The sequence below is a fragment of the Staphylococcus canis genome (genome assembly GCF_016238445.1).
GTDB classification, from domain to species: Bacteria; Bacillota; Bacilli; order Staphylococcales; family Staphylococcaceae; genus Staphylococcus; species Staphylococcus canis.
The window spans coordinates 58,436-78,704 of the sequence record NZ_JABANU010000003.1 but is presented as its reverse complement, the minus strand read 5'-3'; the positions used below and the strand labels follow the sequence as shown (position 1 = coordinate 78,704).

The following is a 20,269-nucleotide window of genomic DNA, read 5'->3' as shown; positions in this document are numbered from 1 at the left end:
GTGCCTTTTTGTCGTGGATTTGTATCTGTTACATAGGGTTTTATATGCACAAATGCGCTTGAATGCATTTGTAAGAACCACTAACGTCTGGAGGTTTAATATGGTTGATTATTTCTAGATAAGTGACTCCATCCGAAGTGGTTCTTTAAAATTCAAAGCGCTCTCTCAATGACCTTTTGCCATATTTGGTGGGAGGCGATGAACGGTGTTTCAAAAGCAGAATTATCGGTAGAACTCCACATCTTGATAAAATCAAACTACGATTTTACAAGTTGTTACGTTCTACTCTAATTCTAACCGCTTTTTCAACAACCTTGGTGATGAACGGTGTTTCGGAAGTAGCGTACTCGGCAGAACTTTCGCTTCGCTTCAAAACTAAAAACCAGTTTTGAGCGTAGCTATCGTTCTGCTCAAACGCTAAACACTTCCTCAACAACCTTGGTGATGAACGGCATTTCGAGAGCTGAATTCTCAACAGAACTTCGCAACGTGCAGGTGTTAGATGAACAAATGCGCTTGAACGCATTTGTAAGAACCACTAACGTCTGGAGTTTTAATATGGTTGATTATTTCTAGAAAAGTAACGCCATCCGAAGTGGTTCTTTAAAATTCAAAGCGCTCTCTCAATGACCTTTTTGCTATAATATGATATGTATGTTTTTATTTTTTAATTTAATGAGGGGGATGTTATGAAGCGGTTATTGCATCGTTGGTTTATTGAAGGCTTGAGTTATATGACGCTTGGTTTATTTAGTTCTTTGATTATTGGTTTGATTCTTGAGACGATTGGAAATCAAACGTTGATACCGCAGTTAAATTTAAGTTTTTTAGTTGATATTGGTAATGTGGCTAAAAGTTTAACTGGTGCTGCAATTGGTGCAGCGATTGCTTATGGGCTTAAAAGTAAGCCGCTGGTTATTTTCGCAGCTGTTACGGTTGGTATGTTAGGGTTTGATCATTTCGGTGGCGGTGCTGTTGGTGCTTTTATCGCAGCATTGATTGGTGTTGAGTTGAGTCGGTTTTATGCGCAAAAGACGAAAATTGATATTATTTTAACACCGTTACTGACACTGATTATTGGTGGTATGATTGCTAAATTTTTAGGTCCTATTTTAAATCAATTTATGGTAGCACTAGGTCGTGTGATTATTGTTGCGACTGAACAACAACCGTTTATTATGGGGATACTTGTGTCTGTGATCTTTGGGTTATGTTTAACAGCGCCTATTTCGAGTGCAGCGCTTGCATTGATGTTAGATTTATCAGGACTTGCAGCAGGTGCAGCAACAATTGGTTGTGTTTGCCAAATGGTTGGTTTTGCTATTACAGGTTATAAAGACAATGGTATTAGCGGTGTCATTTCGCTTGGTATCGGTACAAGTATGTTACAAGTCCCGAATATTTTAATGCGACCGCTCATTTTAGTGCCACCTACCTTATCTGGCGCCATCATAGCACCGATTATGACAACGTTATTTCCTATGACGAACAATGCGGCAGGAGCAGGTATGGGAACGAGTGGTTTCGTTGGACAAATCATGACGATTCATACAATGGGATCATCGGTTGAAACGTATGTCTTAATTGCAGTGTTTCATTTTATACTACCTATTGTCATCACTTGGATTATCTACAAAATTATGGTAAGTCGCTCTTGGATTAAAGAAGGCGATCAACGTCTCCGAACATCTTAGACTTGAAATTGAGTATTTTACAATATAAAATTTAAAAAGATTGTGAAATCTCAAACTAACTAATGTAAAGTCATCAATTTATTGTTAAAATAAAGAAAAAAGGGGAGTGGTTGACGATGAGTAAAAAAACTGGAACAACATTTAAGCCTATCTGGTTAATTATTAGTTTTATAGTGTTAATCGGTATTATGTTAATCCCAGCAGGCAACGGTTTACCTGTAATGGGTAAAGCGGCATTAGCGATCTTAGCGTTTGCGGTCATTTTATGGGTGACAGAAGCGGTAAGTTACCCGGTCTCTGCAACGTTAATTATGGGGTTAATTATTCTGTTCCTTGGATTTAGTCCTGTACAGAATTTAACCGAGAGTTTGGGCAATCCAAAAGTAGGTGGAGAGGTTATTAGTGGTTCAGACCTCTTTGGTACAAGTAATGCCCTGAAATTAGCATTTAGTGGGTTCTCTTCTAGTGCAGTTGCGCTAGTTGCTGCTGCGTTATTTTTAGCAACAGCTATGCAAGTAACTAACTTACACAAACGTTTAGCATTATGGGTGTTATTACTTGTAGGAAATAAAACAAAGAATATTGTCATTGGTGCAATTTTAGTTGCGATTATTTTAGCTTTCTTTGTGCCATCAGCAACAGCTCGCGCGGGTGCAGTAGTGCCAATCTTACTTGGAATGGTTGCCGCATTTGGTGTGAGTAAAGATAGTAAACTTGCAGCGTTGTTAATTATTACAGCTGTACAAGCTGTGTCAATTTGGAATATTGGGATTAAAACAGCTGCAGCACAAAATATTGTAGCCGTTAACTTTATTAACGGCCAATTAGGTCATGATGTGTCATGGGGTGAATGGTTCTTATATGCTGCACCTTGGTCAATTATCATGTCTATCCTTTTATATTTCATCATGTTAAAAGTTGTACCACCAGAACAAACAGAAATTGAAGGTGGTAAACAGTTAGTTAAGAAACAATTAGACGAATTGGGTCCTGTAAAAGCGAGTGAGTGGCGTCTGATTGCGATTTCTTTATTTCTACTTATCATGTGGTCAACTGAAAAGTTAATTCATCCGATTGATTCATCATCGATTACGGTTATCGCACTTTCATTTATGTTATTACCTAAGGTTGGTATTATGAGTTGGAAAGAAGCGGAAAGTCGTATTCCATGGGGAACGATTATCGTATTTGGTGTTGGTATTTCATTAGGAACGGTTTTACTTCAAACAAATGCCGCACAATGGTTAAGTGATAAAACGTTTGGTTTTATTGGTTTAGAAGGTATGCCAATTATCGCAACAATCGCGATTATTTCTTTATTTAATATTCTAATTCACCTAGGATTTGCAAGTGCTACAAGTTTAGCCTCAGCGTTAATTCCGGTGTTTATTTCATTAACATCAACAATTAATCTAGGAGATCAATCTATCGGATTTGTACTTATACAACAATTCGTTATCAGCTTTGGTTTCTTATTACCGGTAAGTTCACCTCAAGGTATGTTAGCTTACGGTACTGAAACATTCACTGTTAAAGATTTCTTAAAAGTAGGTATTCCAATCACAGTGATTGGCTATTTACTGGTTGTGCTGTTTAGTATGACTTACTGGAAATGGATTGGTTTATTATAAAACTAACATGATAATATTTTCTATATAAAGATATTATTTCTCGAGAAATATAATGAGCCCTTGTTGTAATATGCATGTTTCAATGCCTGTTACAATGAGGGCTTTTGCTATGATTGTTAAATAAAATGATGAAATTATAACAAGGGAATGTCCTTAATTTTAACGCTAGTTCAGATTTTCGCTAGTTTGTCACAAATATAACTCAGTGATTGTTTATGATAGTGTTAGTAATATTTGAGGAGGAAGAAAGATGAATAAGCGTTATATGAAGATTTTAGTTTTGTATATTATCAGTAGTGGCATTGCAGCATTATCAGGACGTACATTGTCTCAGCGAGGATTATGTCGTTGGTTAATAGAAACAACAATTGGCTTTGGTGTATTTTCTTATGGATTAAAAGTTATGAAACGCGCTAAAATGGATCGTTAATAGGGTCTGAAGTAGGTGATTCTAGTTTCTATAGCAAATAGTTGAAAGCCGTAAATCACTAGAGATAAATACACACAATAGTATTTTAATTTCTAATCTTACTTATGATTCGTTTCTGTTAAAAATTTAGGTGGTTTTGTCCCAAAGTTTTTTGTTTTTCATGTATGATAGATATAGCAAGCTGATTTAATTTTTTGAAAAAATATCATATATGGAGGTTTCAAAATGGGGATTCAAAAACCAACAAAATCAGTTGAAGATTCATTTGCATCACGTGACACAGTGGAAAGTATTGTTTCATCTGCTGCGATGAAAGAGGTCATGCTTGATAGAGCGATGCCAAGATACATACTGAAATCCATGATGTCTGGATTCTTATTGGCCATTGTGACAGTATTTATGTTGGCTATGAAAACACAAATGCATGGTGCGCTGCCTGGGGTAGTTAATTTAATGGGAGCGATTGCATTTAGTATCGCCTTAGTTTTAATTGTGTTAACGCACTCTGAGTTATTAACAAGTAATTTTATGTATTTAACTGTAGGGGTTTATTATCGCACTGTTACTATTGCTAAGACGATATGGTTATTTTTCATTTGTTTCTTAGGGAACATTTTAGGTGCATTTGTTTTGTTTATTTTAATGTATTTTACAAAAGTGATGACACCTGAAATGATCGCTGCATTAACAACAACAGTTGATGCTAAAACAATTGAGCCAACTTGGCACGCGATTTTAGTGAAAGCGATTTTTGCTAACTTTTTTATCAATGTTGGTATTTACGTTTCTATGCAATTTAAAGAAGGTTTATCTAAAGCTTTCTTTATTGCAGTCGGTGTTATTATTTTCGTGTTTATGGGTTATGAACACGTTGTATATAATGCTGGTCTTTTCGTAGGTATGATTTTCTATAACATTGATGCAGTGTCTTGGTTAGGCGTATTGAAAAACATCGTGTTTGCATTTATCGGAAACTATATCGGCGGAGGAATCTTAATTGGATTAGTTTATGCTTATCTCAATGGTTCACGTCGTAAGTAACGATCAACAGTATTAGAGGTTGAGACAAATGTTTACTTTTAGAATCATTCAAACGAGATTCTAGGAGTATGAAGTTGTTTGTCTCAACCTTTTTATTTTTAGTTTGAAAAATGGGTTCACATATTTTGAGGGGATTTTCAGATTCTGCTACTCTATAAGTATCACTAGTAAAATAAGGGGGCATGTTTATGTCAAAAGAAAAAATTCGTATGGCTACACTACAAGATGCTGAAGCACTTCAAAAATTAATGTATCGCGCTTTTACACCGCTAAGAGAAGTTGGTATAGAATGGCCCTCTGTTAATGCAGATGTTGAAATGATTGAAAAGAACATTAAATATAATACAGCGTTTGTTTTAGAAAAAGATGGACGTATTATTTCAACACTTTCAATTCGATATCCTTGGGAGCCTAAAGATCCTGTATCCAAATATCCATTCGTATGGTGGTTTGCGACAGATCCAGATTTTGGTGGTCAAGGCTATGGAGATCGCATTATGAAATATGTTGAAGAAACAATATTAAGAGATACGTTAAAAGCGCCTGCAGTTGTGTTAGGGACCTCTGCACGCAAAATGGCTTGGTTAAAAGATTTATATGAAAGACGTGGATATGAAACATTTTTTGAACAAGAAGATGAAACAGGTGACATTGGTGCAATGATGGTTAAAGTCTTGATTCCAGAACGTTATAATAAAGACTTATTAGCACCACCGCCATGGGTTAATCAAACGAACTAGGGAATCCCCTGAACATAGAGGCTAGGGGATTCCCTAGTTTTTTATTTTATTGTGAATAACCTCACAAAAGAGCGGCGAAATATTTTACAATGAAATTGAAAGGAGTGGTAACGTTGCGAAAAGTCATTTTAGTTATTCATGGTATGCGAACAGGACAATTGAATGAAACGTTACTGAGATTTACGCACTCACTGTTTGAAGGAACGCAATTAGATTATGACATTGCATTTTTAGAAAGTGAAACACGCGATTTAAATCACTGTATCAAGCAAAGTATTGACCAAGGCTATCGTCGCATTCAAATTGTACCATTACTACTATTTACAGCATCCCATTATTTTGAAGATATTATCGAAATGAAAACAGAATGGCAATCGCGTTATCCAAACATTCACTTTCAACTTGCGAAGCCTTTAGGTACACATGACAAAATGGAAACTTGGGTTCGTGCACAAATTGAAAATTATCAAGCAATAATTGATGATAACACAGCGATTGTAGTGTTGGCACATGGTAATAAACGTTTTGAAGAGCCAGATAACGCTTTAAAACGCATTTCAAATCATCTTACCAAACTAGACTACGCGTGTTTTTCGGCAATGGTCTATGGTGATTTGAATTTTAAAGCAACGTTACCACCGCTAGCACGACGGTTTCAACGGATACTAGTGATTCCTTATTTCTTTTACGATGGGTTTTTAGTCAATCGTACGAAACGACAAATTGAAGCGATGCAATTATCCAGTGATATTGTATTCACTTCTGCTATTAACTTTCATCCGATATTGAAAGATGTGATTTTAGCACGTATTCATGAGTTAGAGGAGGCGTCCAATGTATCCGATACAACTCAATCTTAAACGAAAGCACATTGTCATAGTAGGTGGAGGCAAAATTGCATGGCGAAAGCTTCAGAAACTTAAGGGTGAAGACTGCACGATTGATATTGTGAGTCCGACTTTTGATTCCTTATTTTTAAATGCGGACTTACCAGCTCATATACAATGCTTTTCTAAGCAATATGAGGCGAAGGATATTGCATTAGCAGATTTAATTATCATTGCGACAAATGATAAAGATGTAAACGACCGTGTACGTTTAGATGCAAAGAGACATCAATGGGTGAACCATACGGGAGACCGTTCGCAATCTGATTTTTTTAATATGAAAACTGTGGCGTTTGATGGTGTAACATTCAATATCAGTTCTGATGGAGAATCTATTCAAAAAACACAATATTATGCAGAAAAACTTGAAGCATTTTTAAAATCATTAGAGGGGGATTATGATGCAAAAAACTAAGTTATTAATGATAGGAAATGGTATGGCAGGCGTTCGAACAATTGAAGAAATTTTAGAACGTGATCCTGATCGTTTTGATATTACAATTATAGGTAAAGAGCCTTATCCAAATTATAACCGAATCATGTTATCAAACATTTTACAAAACAAAATGACAGTTGAAGAAACAATTATGAATCCTTATGAATGGTATGAATCACATGGCATTCAACTGATTACAGGAGACAAAGTGGTTAAAATTAATCGCGACGACCAAAATGTTGAAACAGAACAAGGTAAAATTGTGTCATATGATCAAATGATTATCGCAACTGGATCTGATTCATTTATTTTACCAATTGATGGTTCACGATTAGAAGGTGTTGTTGGATTTAGAACGATTGATGACACTGAAAAAATGTTAGAAACTGCGAAAACAAAACATAAAGCCATTGTTATTGGCGGTGGATTGCTAGGTTTAGAATGTGCTCGTGGTTTAGTTGATCAAGGTATGGATGTAACCGTTGTACATTTAGCGGAATGGTTAATGGAAGTACAACTTGATCGTAAGGCCGGAGAGTTACTGAAATCTGATTTAGAAAAACAAGGAATAAAGTTTGAATTACAAGCGAATACACAAGAAATTATAGGTGACACGCATGTCGAAGCGATTCGCTTATCCGATGGTCGTGTGCTTGAAGCGGATATGGTAGTCATGGCAGTAGGTATACGTCCAGTAACGAAAGAAGCACGTGCTGCAGGGTTAGAAATTGGTCGAGGTATTGTTGTTGATGATTACATGAAAACAAGTGACCCGAATATATACGCTGTTGGTGAATGTGCAGAACATCGCTCTAAAGTATACGGACTTGTTGCCCCTTTATATGAACAAGGAAAAGTATTAGCTGATCATATTACAGGTCGACCAACTGAAGGGTATCAAGGTTCAACAACGTTTACATCTTTAAAAGTTTCTGGATGTGACTTATTCAGTGCTGGTCGCATTAATGAGACAGACGACATACACGGTGTAGAAACGTTTAATAGTGTAGATAATATCTATAAGAAAGTATTTATTAAAGATCGTTCTATCGTAGGTGCGGTATTATATGGAGACACTGAAGAAGGTAATCGTTTCTATAACATGATGAAAAAAGGCGATACGATTGACGATTACACACTCGTTTCAATCTTGCATAAAGCAGGCGAAGTAGATGCGATTAGTGTTGCAGATATGGATAACGATGAAACGGTGTGCGGATGTAACGGGGTATGTAAAGGTACCATCGTTAGTGCCATTCAAGATCAAGGATTAACTTCAGTAGATGCAGTGACAAAGGCGACAAAAGCTGGAAATTCTTGTGGTAAGTGTAAACCTCAAATTGCTGAATTATTAGAACATACTTTAGGTGACGATTTTGTCGCAAGTGCACCGACAGGCATCTGTGCTTGTACGGACTTAACACGTGACCAGATTGTCACACAAATTCGTGCGAAAGGCCTCAAAACTTCAAAAGAAGTACGTCACGTTTTAGACTTTAAAAACAAAGGTGGTTGTCCGAAATGTCGACCAGCTATTAACTATTATTTAAATATGGTCTATCCACATGACCATGAAGATGAACGTGAGTCACGTTTTGCGAATGAACGTTATCATGCAAACATTCAAAAGGATGGTACGTTCTCAGTGATTCCACAAATGCGTGGTGGTGTAACAGATGCTGATCAACTGATTCGTCTAGGTGAAGTTGCTAAAAAATATAATGTGCCACTCGTTAAAGTGACAGGATCACAACGTATCGGGTTGTATGGTTTGAAAAAAGAAGAGCTACCAGAAGTATGGGAAGCATTAGGTATGCGATCAGCTTCAGCTTATGCGAAGAAAACACGTTCAGTTAAAAGCTGTGTCGGTAAAGAATTTTGTAGATTTGGTACACAATATACGACACGTCTAGGTATTCGATTGGAAAAAACATTTGAATACATCGATACACCACATAAATTTAAAATGGGTGTATCAGGTTGTCCGAGAAGTTGTGTCGAATCTGGTGTGAAAGATTTTGGTGTCATTGGTGTTGAAAATGGTTTCCAAATTTATGTAGGTGGTAACGGTGGTACAACAGTTGAAGTTGCCGAACACTTAACAACAGTTGAAACAGAAGATGAAGTAATCCGACTTTGCGGTGCATACATGCAATATTATAGAGAGACAGGTATCTACGCAGAGCGTACAGCACCTTGGTTAAGACGTTTAGGATTTGACCATATTAAAGAAGTCGTACTAGACCCTGATCAACAACAAGCACTGTTTGACCGCATTATGGAAGCAAAAGCAGCGGTATCTGATGAGCCTTGGAGCGACATTGTAAACGATGACATGAAACAAAAAATATTTGAAGTTGAGAAGGTGTAAAATCATGTTACAAGAGAAGGTAAAAGTTGCACATATCACAGATTTAGTTCCTTTAATTGGTAAGAAAGTAGTAGTAAAGGATACAGAAATTGGACTGTTTTTAATGGAAAATGGTGACATAAAAGCTGTTAATAACATCTGTCCGCACAAACAAGGCCCTCTATCTGAAGGTACAGTAAGTGAACATTACGTGTTTTGTCCCTTACATGACCAGAAAATAGATTTAAATACAGGTGAAGTACAAGAACCTGATGAAGGTTGTGTCGCAACTTATCCTGTAGAAGTGATTGATGGGGATATTTATATATGTCTGTAAAAGCGAAAGTGTACTTGGTAGGAGCGGGTCCTGGGAACCCGCTCTATCTTACACGAAAAGCAGAGCGATGTATTCAACAAGCAGATGTGATTTTATATGATCAACTCGTTCATCCATTTATATTACAACTTTCTGACCCGAAAGCAGAATGGATTCACGTTGGCAAAACACCTTACACTAAATATATTAAGCAAGACCGCATTAATGCTTTGTTAGTTGAAAAAGCATCACAACATCAAACAGTCGTACGTCTAAAAGGTGGAGATCCGGCAATATTTGGACGTGTTGTTGAGGAAGTTGAAACATTGAAAGCGCATGGTATTGATTTTGAGATTGTTCCGGGTATTACAGCAGCAAGTGCGGCGGTAAGTCAACTGGGTAGAGGATTAACAGAAAGAAATGTATCGACGAATATCACTTTTACTACAGGACATTTTAAGGAAAATGAAGAAAATGATATTGATATTACAACGCTAGAACATAATGGGACATTAGCAATTTATATGGGAATTAAACGTTTACCTATTATCATGAATCAAATTAAAACCCATATTCAAAAGGATTTTCCAGTGGTAGTTATTTTTAATGCATCACGTCATGATCAATTTATTATCAGTGGCACGGTTCACACGATTATTGATCAATTATCGCAATTACCAGAACGAATTGGTCCGGGTATTACAATTGTCGGTGATGTAGCAAGAGATATTCGCTCTGATGCCTCACTCCCATTAGTTCCAAATGTTGTACTGCTCAAAGGACCTAGAGCACAATGTTTATCACGTGCTTATGAATTATACGAAGAAGGTAAGGTTGCATATCTCGATTATCGAGATGATGAACACTACCATCGTACACAACGTGAGAAAATAACAGAGCTGATTCATCAGTCGACAATACAAGCAATTGAACAATTTTAATATTAATTGATAAAGGTCAAGATAAAATGTGATGTAAGAGTTTTAAATCATTCATTAGATTTAACTCAACGCTAATTACATAAAATCTTGACCTTTTTTAAGATGGTCAAAAAATTTACATAAATCACAAATGAATTTCACAAAATCTTAATTCAAATCATATGAAATGTGCTAGGATAAATGAGAATACAATAAAAAGGAGGATTAACATGAAGCATAGGATAATACCTTTTGTACTCACATTATGTTGTGTTATCGGACTACTTCTAGTGTGGAATGGTGTACCAACAGAAGCAGCGACTGTAGATTCAACAGAAGCACCAGTTTCAGAAGTTGCTAAGACAGATAATACGATAGCATCTTCCACAGAAGTACCGTCAACACAATCGAGTGATACGAGTGTAACTGAAACAGCTGCTAGTGAAGCGGTCACAACAACTGTAGAACCTCAAACAGCTGAATCACCTCAAAACTCAGAGACTACGAACACGACTGTATCACAAAATAATGTGACAAAAGCAAGTACATCAGAGCCAACAGCACCATTAGCAACACAACAAGATGCGACACAAACTGAAACACAAACAACAACTGAATCTACACCAACAGCTAAAAATACTGCATCAAGTGAAACAACACCGCAAGAAAACAAGTCCACAATCTCATCAAATGAGACACAAACAACACAAGATTCAACTCAAACCCAATCTGTACCAAATGTAAATAGTGTACAAGATGAACAAAAGCAACAATCAACTTTACGTGCAGCACAACAACCTAATGCACAAACTACACAAGCAAATACAGATACACGTACGATTTTACATACTAATGATATGCATGGTCGTATTGTTGAAGAAGACGGACGTGTCATCGGAATGCCTAAATTAAAAACAATTAAAGAACAAGCACAACCAGATTTAATGGTTGATGCAGGGGATGCATTCCAAGGTTTACCACTTTCAAACCAATCTAAAGGTGAAGAAATGGCAAAAGCAATGAATGCTGTCGGATATGATGCGATGACTGCTGGAAACCATGAATTTGACTTTGGATATGATCAACTTAAGAAATTAGAAAGCATGTTAAATTTCCCAATCGTTAGTTCGAACGTATACAAAGACGGAGAGCTAGCGTTTAAACCTTCTGTCATCATCGAAAAAAATGGAATGAAGTATGGTATCGTTGGTGTAACAACACCAGAAACTCAAACCAAAACAAGACCTGAAGGCATCAAAGGTGTAACATTTGAAGATCCATTAACAAGTGTTACACGTGAGATGAATCGTTTGAATGGACAAGTTGATACTTTTGTCATTTTATCTCATCTTGGTATCGATGAAACAACCAAAAAAGAATGGCGCGGTGATTATCTGACAGAGCAACTGAGTCAAAACCAAAATTATAACGTACCGATTTTTGTAATCGATGGTCATTCTCATACAGTGCTCCAAAATGGAGAAACGTTTGGGTCTAATCTTTTAGCACAAACAGGAACAGCACTTGCGAATGTAGGAAAAATTACTTTTGACCATAATGGTACACAAATTGACAATGCAAAAGCATCACTAATTTCAGTGAAAGATACAACGAATATTCAACCTGATGCTGCGTTACAAAAACAAGTTGATAATGCGAACCAAGCTTATTTAAAAGCAACATCAGAAGTTATCATTCCAAATAACACGATTGATTTCATGGGTGAGCGAGACGCGGTTCGTACTGGAGAAACGAATCTTGGTAATGCGATAGCCGATGCAATGGAATCTTATGGTCAAACTGGATTTAGTCATCCTTCTGACTTTGCGGTAACGAATAGTGGGGGCATTCGTGCTTCACTTGGAAAAGGTGAAGTGACGTTAAATGATATCATCACTGTTTTACCATTTGGAAATACAATCGCTCAAATTCAAGTTAAAGGGTCAGACGTTTTAAAAGCATTTGAACATAGTTTAGGAGCACAACTAGTAGAAAAAGATGGCCAAAAACAACTTGCTGCAAGTGGTGGCTTACTTCAAATTTCAAATTCAATTCGTGTATATTATGATATGAACCTAGAACCAGGACAACGTATTCACGAAATTCAAGTACTCAATAAAGATACAAAGCAATATGAACCATTAGACTTAAATCGCACATATTATGTTGCTACAAATGATTTTACAGCTTCAGGTGGAGATGGTTACGATATGTTAATCGGACCACGTGAAGAAGGAGTTTCTTTAGACAAAGTATTTGCTGAATATCTCAAAGAAGCAGATCTATCACAATATGATACAACAGAACCAGTACGTATGATTAATGGTTTACCAGAATCATCAGGTCAAACATCATCAGAAGACACATCATCTACTGGAGGTTCAGCTATTGAAGAAAATGGCGCATCAGTTGGAAAAGAGTCTCAACGTAATGAACCGACAGTACCTGGAAAACCAGAAACTGTACCACAACACACAACGAGTGACACAGTTGTATCTGAAGAGCCAAACCATGTAGCAACACACGAACCAACAACAAAAGTGACACATGGCACACAATCACAAACATCTAATGTTATACCAATCACAACAATTAAGACTGCTACAGGCACAACTAACAATTCAAAAATGGAAAGTACAACAGATAGTACAGAAGCACCTTTAGAAGCATCACACCCAACAATAAAAATGGCATCATCTGATGGAAATTCAAATCATCATAGCCAAGCAACAGCAGCATCAGAATTGCCGGCAACAGGTACTACTGAAACACTACCATTAGGATTAGGACTAACAATGATTGGTGTTGGTACTTTAGCAGTAAGTTATAGACGTAAACAGTCACAAAAACAATAGTAATCACAATAAGAGGCTAGATTGAACACTTATAAGTGGTCAACCTGGTCTCTTTTTTATATTCCTTTTTACATATTAATCATTGAATCAACGCATCATTTGCATATATTGATAAGGTCAACAGAATTCCATGACGTGCATGTGTTAAATGAACAAATGCGCTTAGTCGCATTTGTAAGAACCACTAACATCTGGAGGCTTAATGTGGTTAGTAACCTTTAGATAAGAGACTCCATATGAAGTGGTTCTTTAAAACCCTAACCGCTTTCTCAACAACCTTGGTGATGAACGGCATTTCGAGAGCTGAATTCTCAACAGAACTTCGCAATTCTTCAAAATTGTAAACAATTTCTTGAATTGCTATGGTTCTGCTCGAATCCAAACCGCTCTCTCAATGACCTTTTTTATAGTCTTTTTTTGTTATTTTTAGGTATTTCCCTAATATCGTGAATTTGTGAACAATTGTACAATTGAGTTAAGTAGGAATGCCGATGTGTATTGAGGAGGATGAAGATGGCAAAATTTGGATTGAATTTCTTTAAGCCGACTGAAAAGTTTAATGGGAACTGGTCAGTTTTAGAGCATAAAAGTCGTGAGTGGGAAAAGATGTATAGAGAAAGATGGAGTCATGACAAGGTTGTGCGTACAACACATGGTGTGAATTGTACGGGGTCATGTTCTTGGAAGGTATTTGTAAAGAATGGTGTGATTACGTGGGAGAATCAACAGATTGATTATCCAAGCTGTGGTCCAGATATGCCAGAATTTGAACCACGTGGATGTCCTCGTGGTGCGTCATTTTCGTGGTACGAATACAGTCCGTTACGTGTGAAATACCCTTATGTAAGGGGAAAACTTTGGGAATTATGGACAGAAGCACTAGAAACATATCGTGATCCGATTAAGGCGTGGGCCTCTATTGTAGAAGATGAAGATAAAGCAATGATTTATAAAAAGGCACGTGGTAAGGGTGGTCATATCCGTGTCAATTGGAAAGATATTTCTAAATTGATTGCGGCTCAATTGATTTACACGATTAAAAAAGATGGTCCTGACCGTATTGCAGGATTCACCCCAATCCCAGCGATGTCAATGATTAGTTATGCTGCGGGTGCTCGTTTTATTTCTTTACTTGGTGGAGAAATGTTAAGTTTCTACGATTGGTATGCAGACCTACCTCCTGCTTCTCCACAAATTTGGGGAGAACAAACGGATGTACCTGAGTCTAGTGATTGGTACAATTCATCTTACATTATGATGTGGGGGTCTAATGTACCTTTAACGCGTACACCAGATGCTCACTTTATGACAGAAGTGCGTTATAAAGGTGCAAAAGTGATTTCTGTTGCTCCAGACTACGCTGAAAATGTAAAGTTTGCGGATAATTGGTTAGCACCAAATCCAGGTACAGATGCGGCTTTGGCTCAAGCGATGACGCATGTGATTTTACAAGAATTTTATGAAGAACAACCGTCAGAAATGTTCATTAATTATGCAAAACAATATTCGGATATGCCTTTTGTGATTCGATTAGATCGAGATGCAAATGGATATAAAGCAGGGCGTTTCTTACGTTCAAGTGACTTTGGTAGTACAACTGAAAATAGTGAGTGGAAACCTGTTGTCATTGATACACTAACAGATACCATTCAAGTTCCTAACGGTACGATGGGTCAACGTTGGGAAGAAGGAAAACAATGGAACTTAAAACTTGAAAATGAAGCGGGTCAAACGATTGATCCTGCGATGACTGTTGCGAAGGGTCAATATACGATAGAAACAATTCAATTCCCTTATTTCGATAACAATGGCAATGGTGTATTTGAACGACCAATTCCAGTACGTCGTGTAACACTTGCAAATGGCGAAGAAACTTTAATTACAACGATTTATGATTTAATGGCAAGTCAATATGGTGTTAAGCGTTTTGATCATCCATTAGAATCCAAAGGCTTTGACGACGAAAACTCATTCTATACACCAGCTTGGCAAGAAAAAGTGACTGGCGTTAAAGCGAATTTAGTTACTCAAGTGGCACGTGAATTTGCACAAAATGCGATTGATACAGGCGGGCGCTCTATGATTATCATGGGAGCTGGTATTAATCACTGGTTTAATTCAGATACAATCTATCGTGCGGTACTGAACTTAGTCATCTTATGTGGTTGTCAAGGTGTCAATGGCGGCGGATGGGCGCACTATGTGGGTCAAGAAAAATGTCGTCCAATTGAGGGATGGAGCACTATTGCTTTTGCGAAAGACTGGCAAGGTCCACCACGTTTACAAAACGGTACAAGCTGGTTCTATTTTGCGACAGATCAATGGAAATACGAGGAGTCAGGTGTGGATCGTTTAGCTTCACCATTGGCAGAAAATATTAAATTACAACATCCAGCTGATTATAACGTCTTAGCAGCTCGAAATGGATGGTTACCATCATATCCTCAGTTTGATCGTAACAGTCTATTATGGGGTGAAGAAGCGAGAGATCGTGGAGAATTTACAAACGAAGCGATTTTAGAAAAAGCGATTGAAGATGTTAAAACACGTAAAACGAAATTTGCGATTGAAAATCCTGGATTACGTAAAAATCATCCAAAAACATTATTTGTATGGCGTTCGAATCTCATCTCAAGTTCTGCTAAAGGACAAGAGTACTTTATGAAACACTTGCTTGGAACGAAATCAGCATTAATGGCAGAACCGAACTTAACAGATAAACCTGAAGAAATTGAGTGGAGTGAAGATACAGTTGGAAAATTAGACTTACTCGTATCATTAGATTTCCGTATGACTGCTACACCACTTTATTCAGATATCGTATTACCAGCAGCAACATGGTATGAAAAACATGATATTTCATCTACAGACATGCATCCATTTATTCATCCATTTAATCCTGCTATTGATCCATTATGGGAATCACGTTCAGATTGGGACATTTTCAAAACGATAAGTAAAACATTCTCAGAAATGTCTAGAGTGCATTTAACAGGCACATTCAAAGACGTTGTAACGTCACCGTTAGCACATGATTCTAAACAAGAGATTTCTCTAGCGTATGGTAAAGTTCATGATTGGACAAAAGGTGATATTGAAGCGGTTCCTGGTAAAACAATGCCTGGCTTCGCGGTAGTCGATCGTACTTATACAGATGTTTATGATAAGTATGTGTCAGTCGGACCATTACTTGAAAATGGTAAAGTCGGCGCGCATGGTGTAAGTTTCTCAGTAAAAGAAGAATATGATGAGTTACGTAGTATTGTAGGAACTTGGGATGATGATTCAGTGAAACACAATAAGCCAAGAATCGATACAGCACGTAAAGTCGCTGATGTGATTTTAAATGTTTCATCCGCTTCAAATGGTCGCGTTTCACAGAAATCTTATGAAGACCTTGAGACACAAACAGGTATGGAACTCAAAGATATCTCAGCTGAACGTGCGTCTGAAAAAATTACGTTTTTAAATATTACATCACAACCACGTGAAGTTATTCCGACAGCAGTATTCCCAGGTTCTAATAAACAAGGACGTCGTTATTCACCGTTTACAACGAATATTGAACGATTAGTACCATTTAGAACATTAACGGGACGTCAAAGTTACTATATTGATCATGAAGTCTTTTTACAATTTGGTGAGTCATTACCAGTGTATAAGCCAACATTGCCTCCAATGGTATTCGGCACAAAAGATAAAACTGTAAAAGGTGGCGTAGATACACTTGTATTAAGATATTTAACACCACATGGTAAATGGAATATTCACTCAACATATCAAGACAATCAACATATGTTGACATTATTCCGTGGTGGTCCAACAGTATGGATTTCAAATGAAGACGCAGCACAACATGATATTCAAGATAACGATTGGTTAGAAGTATATAACAGAAATGGTGTTGTAACAGCACGTGCAGTTGTATCACATCGTATGCCACGTGGAACGATGTTTATGTATCACGCACAAGATAAACATATCGAAACACCAGGTTCAGAAATTTCAGGTACTCGTGGAGGATCGCACAATGCCCCTACACGTATTCATTTAAAACCAACACAATTAATGGGTGGTTATGCGCAAATTAGTTATTCATTTAACTATTATGGCCCAATTGGAAACCAACGTGACGTATATGTTGCGGTAAGAAAGATGAAAGAGGTGGACTGGCTTGAAGATTAAAGCACAAGTGGCAATGGTATTAAACTTAGACAAATGTATAGGATGTCATACGTGTAGTGTGACATGTAAAAGCACATGGACAAATCGACCGGGTGCAGAATATATGTGGTTCAATAACGTAGAGACTAAACCCGGTATTGGATATCCTAAAAAGTGGGAAGATCAAGAGCGTTACAAAGGGGGATGGACGCTCAATAAAAAAGGAAAACTCGAGCTAAAGTCAGGCACACGTATTAATAAAATCGCCCTTGGGAAAATTTTCTATAACCCAGATATGCCAGTCATCAAAGACTATTATGAGCCGTGGACTTATAATTACGAACATCTAACAACTGCGAAAGATGCTAAACATACACCTGTTGCGAAAGCACATTCAGTCATGACAGGAAACCGTATGGATATTGATTGGGGGCCTAACTGGGAAGATGACTTAGCAGGTGGCCACATTACTGGACCACAAGATCCAAACATTCAGAAAATCGAAGAAGATATTAAATTTAATTTTGACCAAACGTTTATGATGTACTTACCAAGATTATGTGAACACTGTCTTAATCCAAGTTGTGTAGCATCATGTCCATCAGGTGCTATGTACAAACGTGATGAAGATGGTATTGTACTCGTTGACCAAGAGGCTTGTCGTGGATGGCGTTATTGTATGACAGGGTGCCCTTATAAAAAGGTGTATTTCAACTGGAAAACGAATAAAGCAGAAAAATGTACGTTCTGTTTCCCACGTGTTGAAGCGGGCATTCCAACAGTGTGTTCAGAAACATGTACGGGACGTATGCGTTATTTAGGTGTACTTTTATATGATGCAGATCGTGTTCAAGAAGCAGCGTCAGCTGAAAACGAACAAGACTTATACGAAAAACAACTTGATTTATTCTTAAATCCATTTGATGAAGATGTCATTGAACAAGCTGAAAAAGACGGTATTGCGCAAGAGTGGATTGAAGCGGCTCAAAATTCACCAATCTATAAATTGGCAATTGAGTATAAACTTGCTTTCCCATTACATCCAGAATATCGCACAATGCCAATGGTATGGTACTGCCCACCGTTAAGTCCGATTATGAATTATTTTGAAGGTAAAAATTCAAATCATAATCCTGACGCAATTTTCCCAGCTATTGAAGAAATGCGTTTACCTGTGCAATATTTAGCAGAATTATTTACAGCAGGGGATACACAAGCGGTTAAAGGTTCTTTACAACGTATGGCGATGATGAGAAGTTATATGCGTGCACAAAACACTGGCCGTGACTTTGATATGTCACGATTAGAACGTGTTGGCTTAACTGAACGACAAGCTAAAGATATGTATCGTTTACTTGCGATTGCTAAGCATGAAGACCGTTTTGTTATTCCAACATCACATAAAGAGCAATACATGGATACTTACACTGCACAAGGAAGTCAAGGCTATGGTGGCGAACATTTTGGTGCAAACTGTGATGGTTGCGGTGTACCAGTAGGTGCTGGTGGTAAAACAGGACAAGAAATTTATAATGATAATTTCTATGGAGGGATTTTCCGTGATTGATCTTGAGATGCTGAAATATTATAAAGATACATTAGGATATATGAGTCAGCAATTGAGTTTTCCGGAAAAGTTAACCTTTCATCCTAAAACATTTAACGATATTTTCACTGAGGATCACCCTGCGTATCCTCATGTGAAACAATATCGTGAACGAATGTACGAGAAAAGTTTGTCAGAAATTAAAGCACTGTACACAGATACGTTTGATTTTAACAAAAAAACGACGCTATATATGACCTTCAATAAGTTTGATACACAAAAAGAGCGTGGGCAAATGCTTGCGAAGCTTAAAGTGCTTTATGAAATGTTTGGACTCGAAATGCCGAGCTCTGAACTGTCAGATTATCTTCCGTTAATGCTTGAATTTTTATATGCTGCACAATTTGATGGAGATAGTCGCGCACAAGAGAATGTCCAATTGCTCATCATGATTATTGAAGATGGTACGTATCCAGTTATGAAGTATTTAGAAGAAAAAGAGAACCCATATAGTCATTTAATACGCGGGCTTCGCGAAACGTTAAAACGATGTATTGTACAAGACAACGAGGTGACACAACATGTTTAATCAGTTTTTGTGGATTATCTTTCCATATCTTTGTCTTGCAATCTTTGTCATTGGTCACATTGCACGATATAAATTTGATCAATTTTCATGGACTGCGAAATCAAGTGAATTTATTGAAAAGAAACAATTGAAATGGGGCAGTTTATTATTCCACTTAGGGATCATACCAGTATTTATGGGGCACGTTGTAGGATTGTTAATTCCAGCACATTGGCTTGAAGCGCTTGGTGTATCTGATCACTTGTATCATATCGGCGCGGTGTATATTGGAAGTATCTTTGGTATAATAACATTAATCGGTATGTTTTTATTAACAGCACGACGTATTACAAAACAAAATGTACGCCGATTAAGTTCAGCATCAGATATTTTCGTGAATATTCTATTGTTAATTATCGTATTTGTTGGGTGTTATGCGACACTTGTTACAAATGCAACAACGCCAGACTTTGATTATCGTCAAACGATTTCAATATGGTTTAGAGGATTGTTCATGTTAAGTCCGGATGCAACGTTAATGACTCATGTTCCACTTGCATTTAAACTACACGTACTATTAGGATTTACTATTATGGCATGTTGGCCTTTTACACGTTTAGTTCATGTGTGGAGCGTACCAGTTTCGTATGCAAGCCGTAGTTATATTATTTACCGAAAGCATAAAGTTTAA

15 protein-coding genes are annotated in these 20,269 nt (G+C 37.2%); all 15 read left to right on the top strand.

Annotated features, from left to right (window positions below; genetic code table 11):
* Positions 1–689 precede the first annotated feature (689 nt).
* Positions 690–1,694: a PTS sugar transporter subunit IIC gene (locus HHH54_RS01885; protein WP_198617134.1), complete on the top strand. Its 1,005-nt coding sequence runs from the start codon at positions 690–692 to the stop codon at positions 1,692–1,694.
* A gap of 116 nt (positions 1,695–1,810) precedes the next feature.
* Positions 1,811–3,325, top strand: coding sequence for an SLC13 family permease (locus HHH54_RS01880; protein WP_198617133.1), 1,515 nt, complete (start codon positions 1,811–1,813; stop codon positions 3,323–3,325).
* Positions 3,326–3,575: 250 nt separating this feature from the next.
* Positions 3,576–3,755, top strand: coding sequence for a hypothetical protein (locus tag HHH54_RS01875; RefSeq protein ID WP_198617132.1), 180 nt, complete (start codon positions 3,576–3,578; stop codon positions 3,753–3,755).
* A gap of 225 nt (positions 3,756–3,980) precedes the next feature.
* Positions 3,981–4,796: a formate/nitrite transporter family protein gene (locus HHH54_RS01870; RefSeq protein ID WP_198617131.1), complete on the top strand. Its 816-nt coding sequence runs from the start codon at positions 3,981–3,983 to the stop codon at positions 4,794–4,796.
* 188 nt (positions 4,797–4,984) lie between these two features.
* Positions 4,985–5,536, top strand: a complete 552-nt coding sequence (locus tag HHH54_RS01865) for a GNAT family N-acetyltransferase (protein WP_198617130.1) — start codon at positions 4,985–4,987, stop codon at positions 5,534–5,536.
* 113 nt (positions 5,537–5,649) lie between these two features.
* The gene (locus HHH54_RS01860; RefSeq protein ID WP_198617129.1) at positions 5,650–6,396 is read left to right on the top strand and encodes a sirohydrochlorin chelatase; all 747 of its coding nucleotides are present in this window, start codon (positions 5,650–5,652) and stop codon (positions 6,394–6,396) included.
* On the top strand, positions 6,371–6,838 hold the full coding sequence (locus HHH54_RS01855) for a precorrin-2 dehydrogenase/sirohydrochlorin ferrochelatase family protein (RefSeq protein ID WP_198617128.1): 468 nt from the start codon (positions 6,371–6,373) through the stop codon (positions 6,836–6,838). The genes HHH54_RS01860 and HHH54_RS01855 overlap by 26 nt, the downstream gene beginning before the upstream one ends.
* The gene (nirB, locus tag HHH54_RS01850) at positions 6,825–9,230 is read left to right on the top strand and encodes a nitrite reductase large subunit NirB (RefSeq protein WP_198617127.1); all 2,406 of its coding nucleotides are present in this window, start codon (positions 6,825–6,827) and stop codon (positions 9,228–9,230) included. The genes HHH54_RS01855 and nirB overlap by 14 nt, the downstream gene beginning before the upstream one ends.
* Positions 9,231–9,234: 4 nt before the next feature.
* Entirely contained in the window at positions 9,235–9,546 is a 312-nt protein-coding gene (gene nirD / locus HHH54_RS01845; protein ID WP_198617126.1) for a nitrite reductase small subunit NirD, read from the top strand.
* On the top strand, positions 9,537–10,466 hold the full coding sequence (gene cobA, locus HHH54_RS01840) for a uroporphyrinogen-III C-methyltransferase (protein WP_198617125.1): 930 nt from the start codon (positions 9,537–9,539) through the stop codon (positions 10,464–10,466). The genes nirD and cobA overlap by 10 nt, the downstream gene beginning before the upstream one ends.
* A 209-nt stretch (positions 10,467–10,675) precedes the next feature.
* Positions 10,676–13,300 carry a 5'-nucleotidase C-terminal domain-containing protein gene (locus HHH54_RS11385; protein ID WP_198617124.1) on the top strand — a complete coding sequence of 875 codons (2,625 nt, stop codon included), beginning with the start codon at positions 10,676–10,678 and terminating at the stop codon, positions 13,298–13,300.
* Positions 13,301–13,813: 513 nt separating this feature from the next.
* Positions 13,814–17,485 (top strand): nitrate reductase subunit alpha, encoded by a 3,672-nt coding sequence (locus HHH54_RS01830; RefSeq protein ID WP_198617123.1) that lies wholly within the window; start codon positions 13,814–13,816, stop codon positions 17,483–17,485.
* The gene (gene narH, locus HHH54_RS01825; protein WP_198617122.1) at positions 17,475–19,031 is read left to right on the top strand and encodes a nitrate reductase subunit beta; all 1,557 of its coding nucleotides are present in this window, start codon (positions 17,475–17,477) and stop codon (positions 19,029–19,031) included. Before HHH54_RS01830 ends, narH begins: the two co-directional genes overlap by 11 nt.
* Complete coding sequence (narJ, locus tag HHH54_RS01820) at positions 19,024–19,599, top strand: nitrate reductase molybdenum cofactor assembly chaperone (protein ID WP_198617121.1); 576 nt, start codon at positions 19,024–19,026, stop codon at positions 19,597–19,599. The genes narH and narJ overlap by 8 nt, the downstream gene beginning before the upstream one ends.
* Entirely contained in the window at positions 19,592–20,269 is a 678-nt protein-coding gene (gene narI, locus HHH54_RS01815) for a respiratory nitrate reductase subunit gamma (protein ID WP_198617120.1), read from the top strand. The genes narJ and narI overlap by 8 nt, the downstream gene beginning before the upstream one ends.

Bases quoted from the DNA above. Each gene is read 5' to 3' on its own strand.
- HHH54_RS01880 (WP_198617133.1), top strand. From the start codon at position 1,811: ATGAGTAAAAAAACTGGAACAACATTTAAGCCTATCTGGTTAATTATT.
- HHH54_RS01865 (WP_198617130.1), top strand. From the start codon at position 4,985: ATGTCAAAAGAAAAAATTCGTATGGCTACACTACAAGATGCTGAAGCA.
- HHH54_RS01855 (WP_198617128.1), top strand. From the start codon at position 6,371: ATGTATCCGATACAACTCAATCTTAAACGAAAGCACATTGTCATAGTA.
- HHH54_RS01870 (WP_198617131.1), top strand. From the start codon at position 3,981: ATGGGGATTCAAAAACCAACAAAATCAGTTGAAGATTCATTTGCATCA.
- narI (WP_198617120.1), top strand. From the start codon at position 19,592: ATGTTTAATCAGTTTTTGTGGATTATCTTTCCATATCTTTGTCTTGCA.
- nirD (WP_198617126.1), top strand. From the start codon at position 9,235: ATGTTACAAGAGAAGGTAAAAGTTGCACATATCACAGATTTAGTTCCT.
- HHH54_RS11385 (WP_198617124.1), top strand. From the start codon at position 10,676: ATGAAGCATAGGATAATACCTTTTGTACTCACATTATGTTGTGTTATC.
- HHH54_RS01885 (WP_198617134.1), top strand. From the start codon at position 690: ATGAAGCGGTTATTGCATCGTTGGTTTATTGAAGGCTTGAGTTATATG.
- HHH54_RS01830 (WP_198617123.1), top strand. From the start codon at position 13,814: ATGGCAAAATTTGGATTGAATTTCTTTAAGCCGACTGAAAAGTTTAAT.
- cobA (WP_198617125.1), top strand. From the start codon at position 9,537: ATGTCTGTAAAAGCGAAAGTGTACTTGGTAGGAGCGGGTCCTGGGAAC.
- HHH54_RS01875 (WP_198617132.1), top strand. From the start codon at position 3,576: ATGAATAAGCGTTATATGAAGATTTTAGTTTTGTATATTATCAGTAGT.
- nirB (WP_198617127.1), top strand. From the start codon at position 6,825: ATGCAAAAAACTAAGTTATTAATGATAGGAAATGGTATGGCAGGCGTT.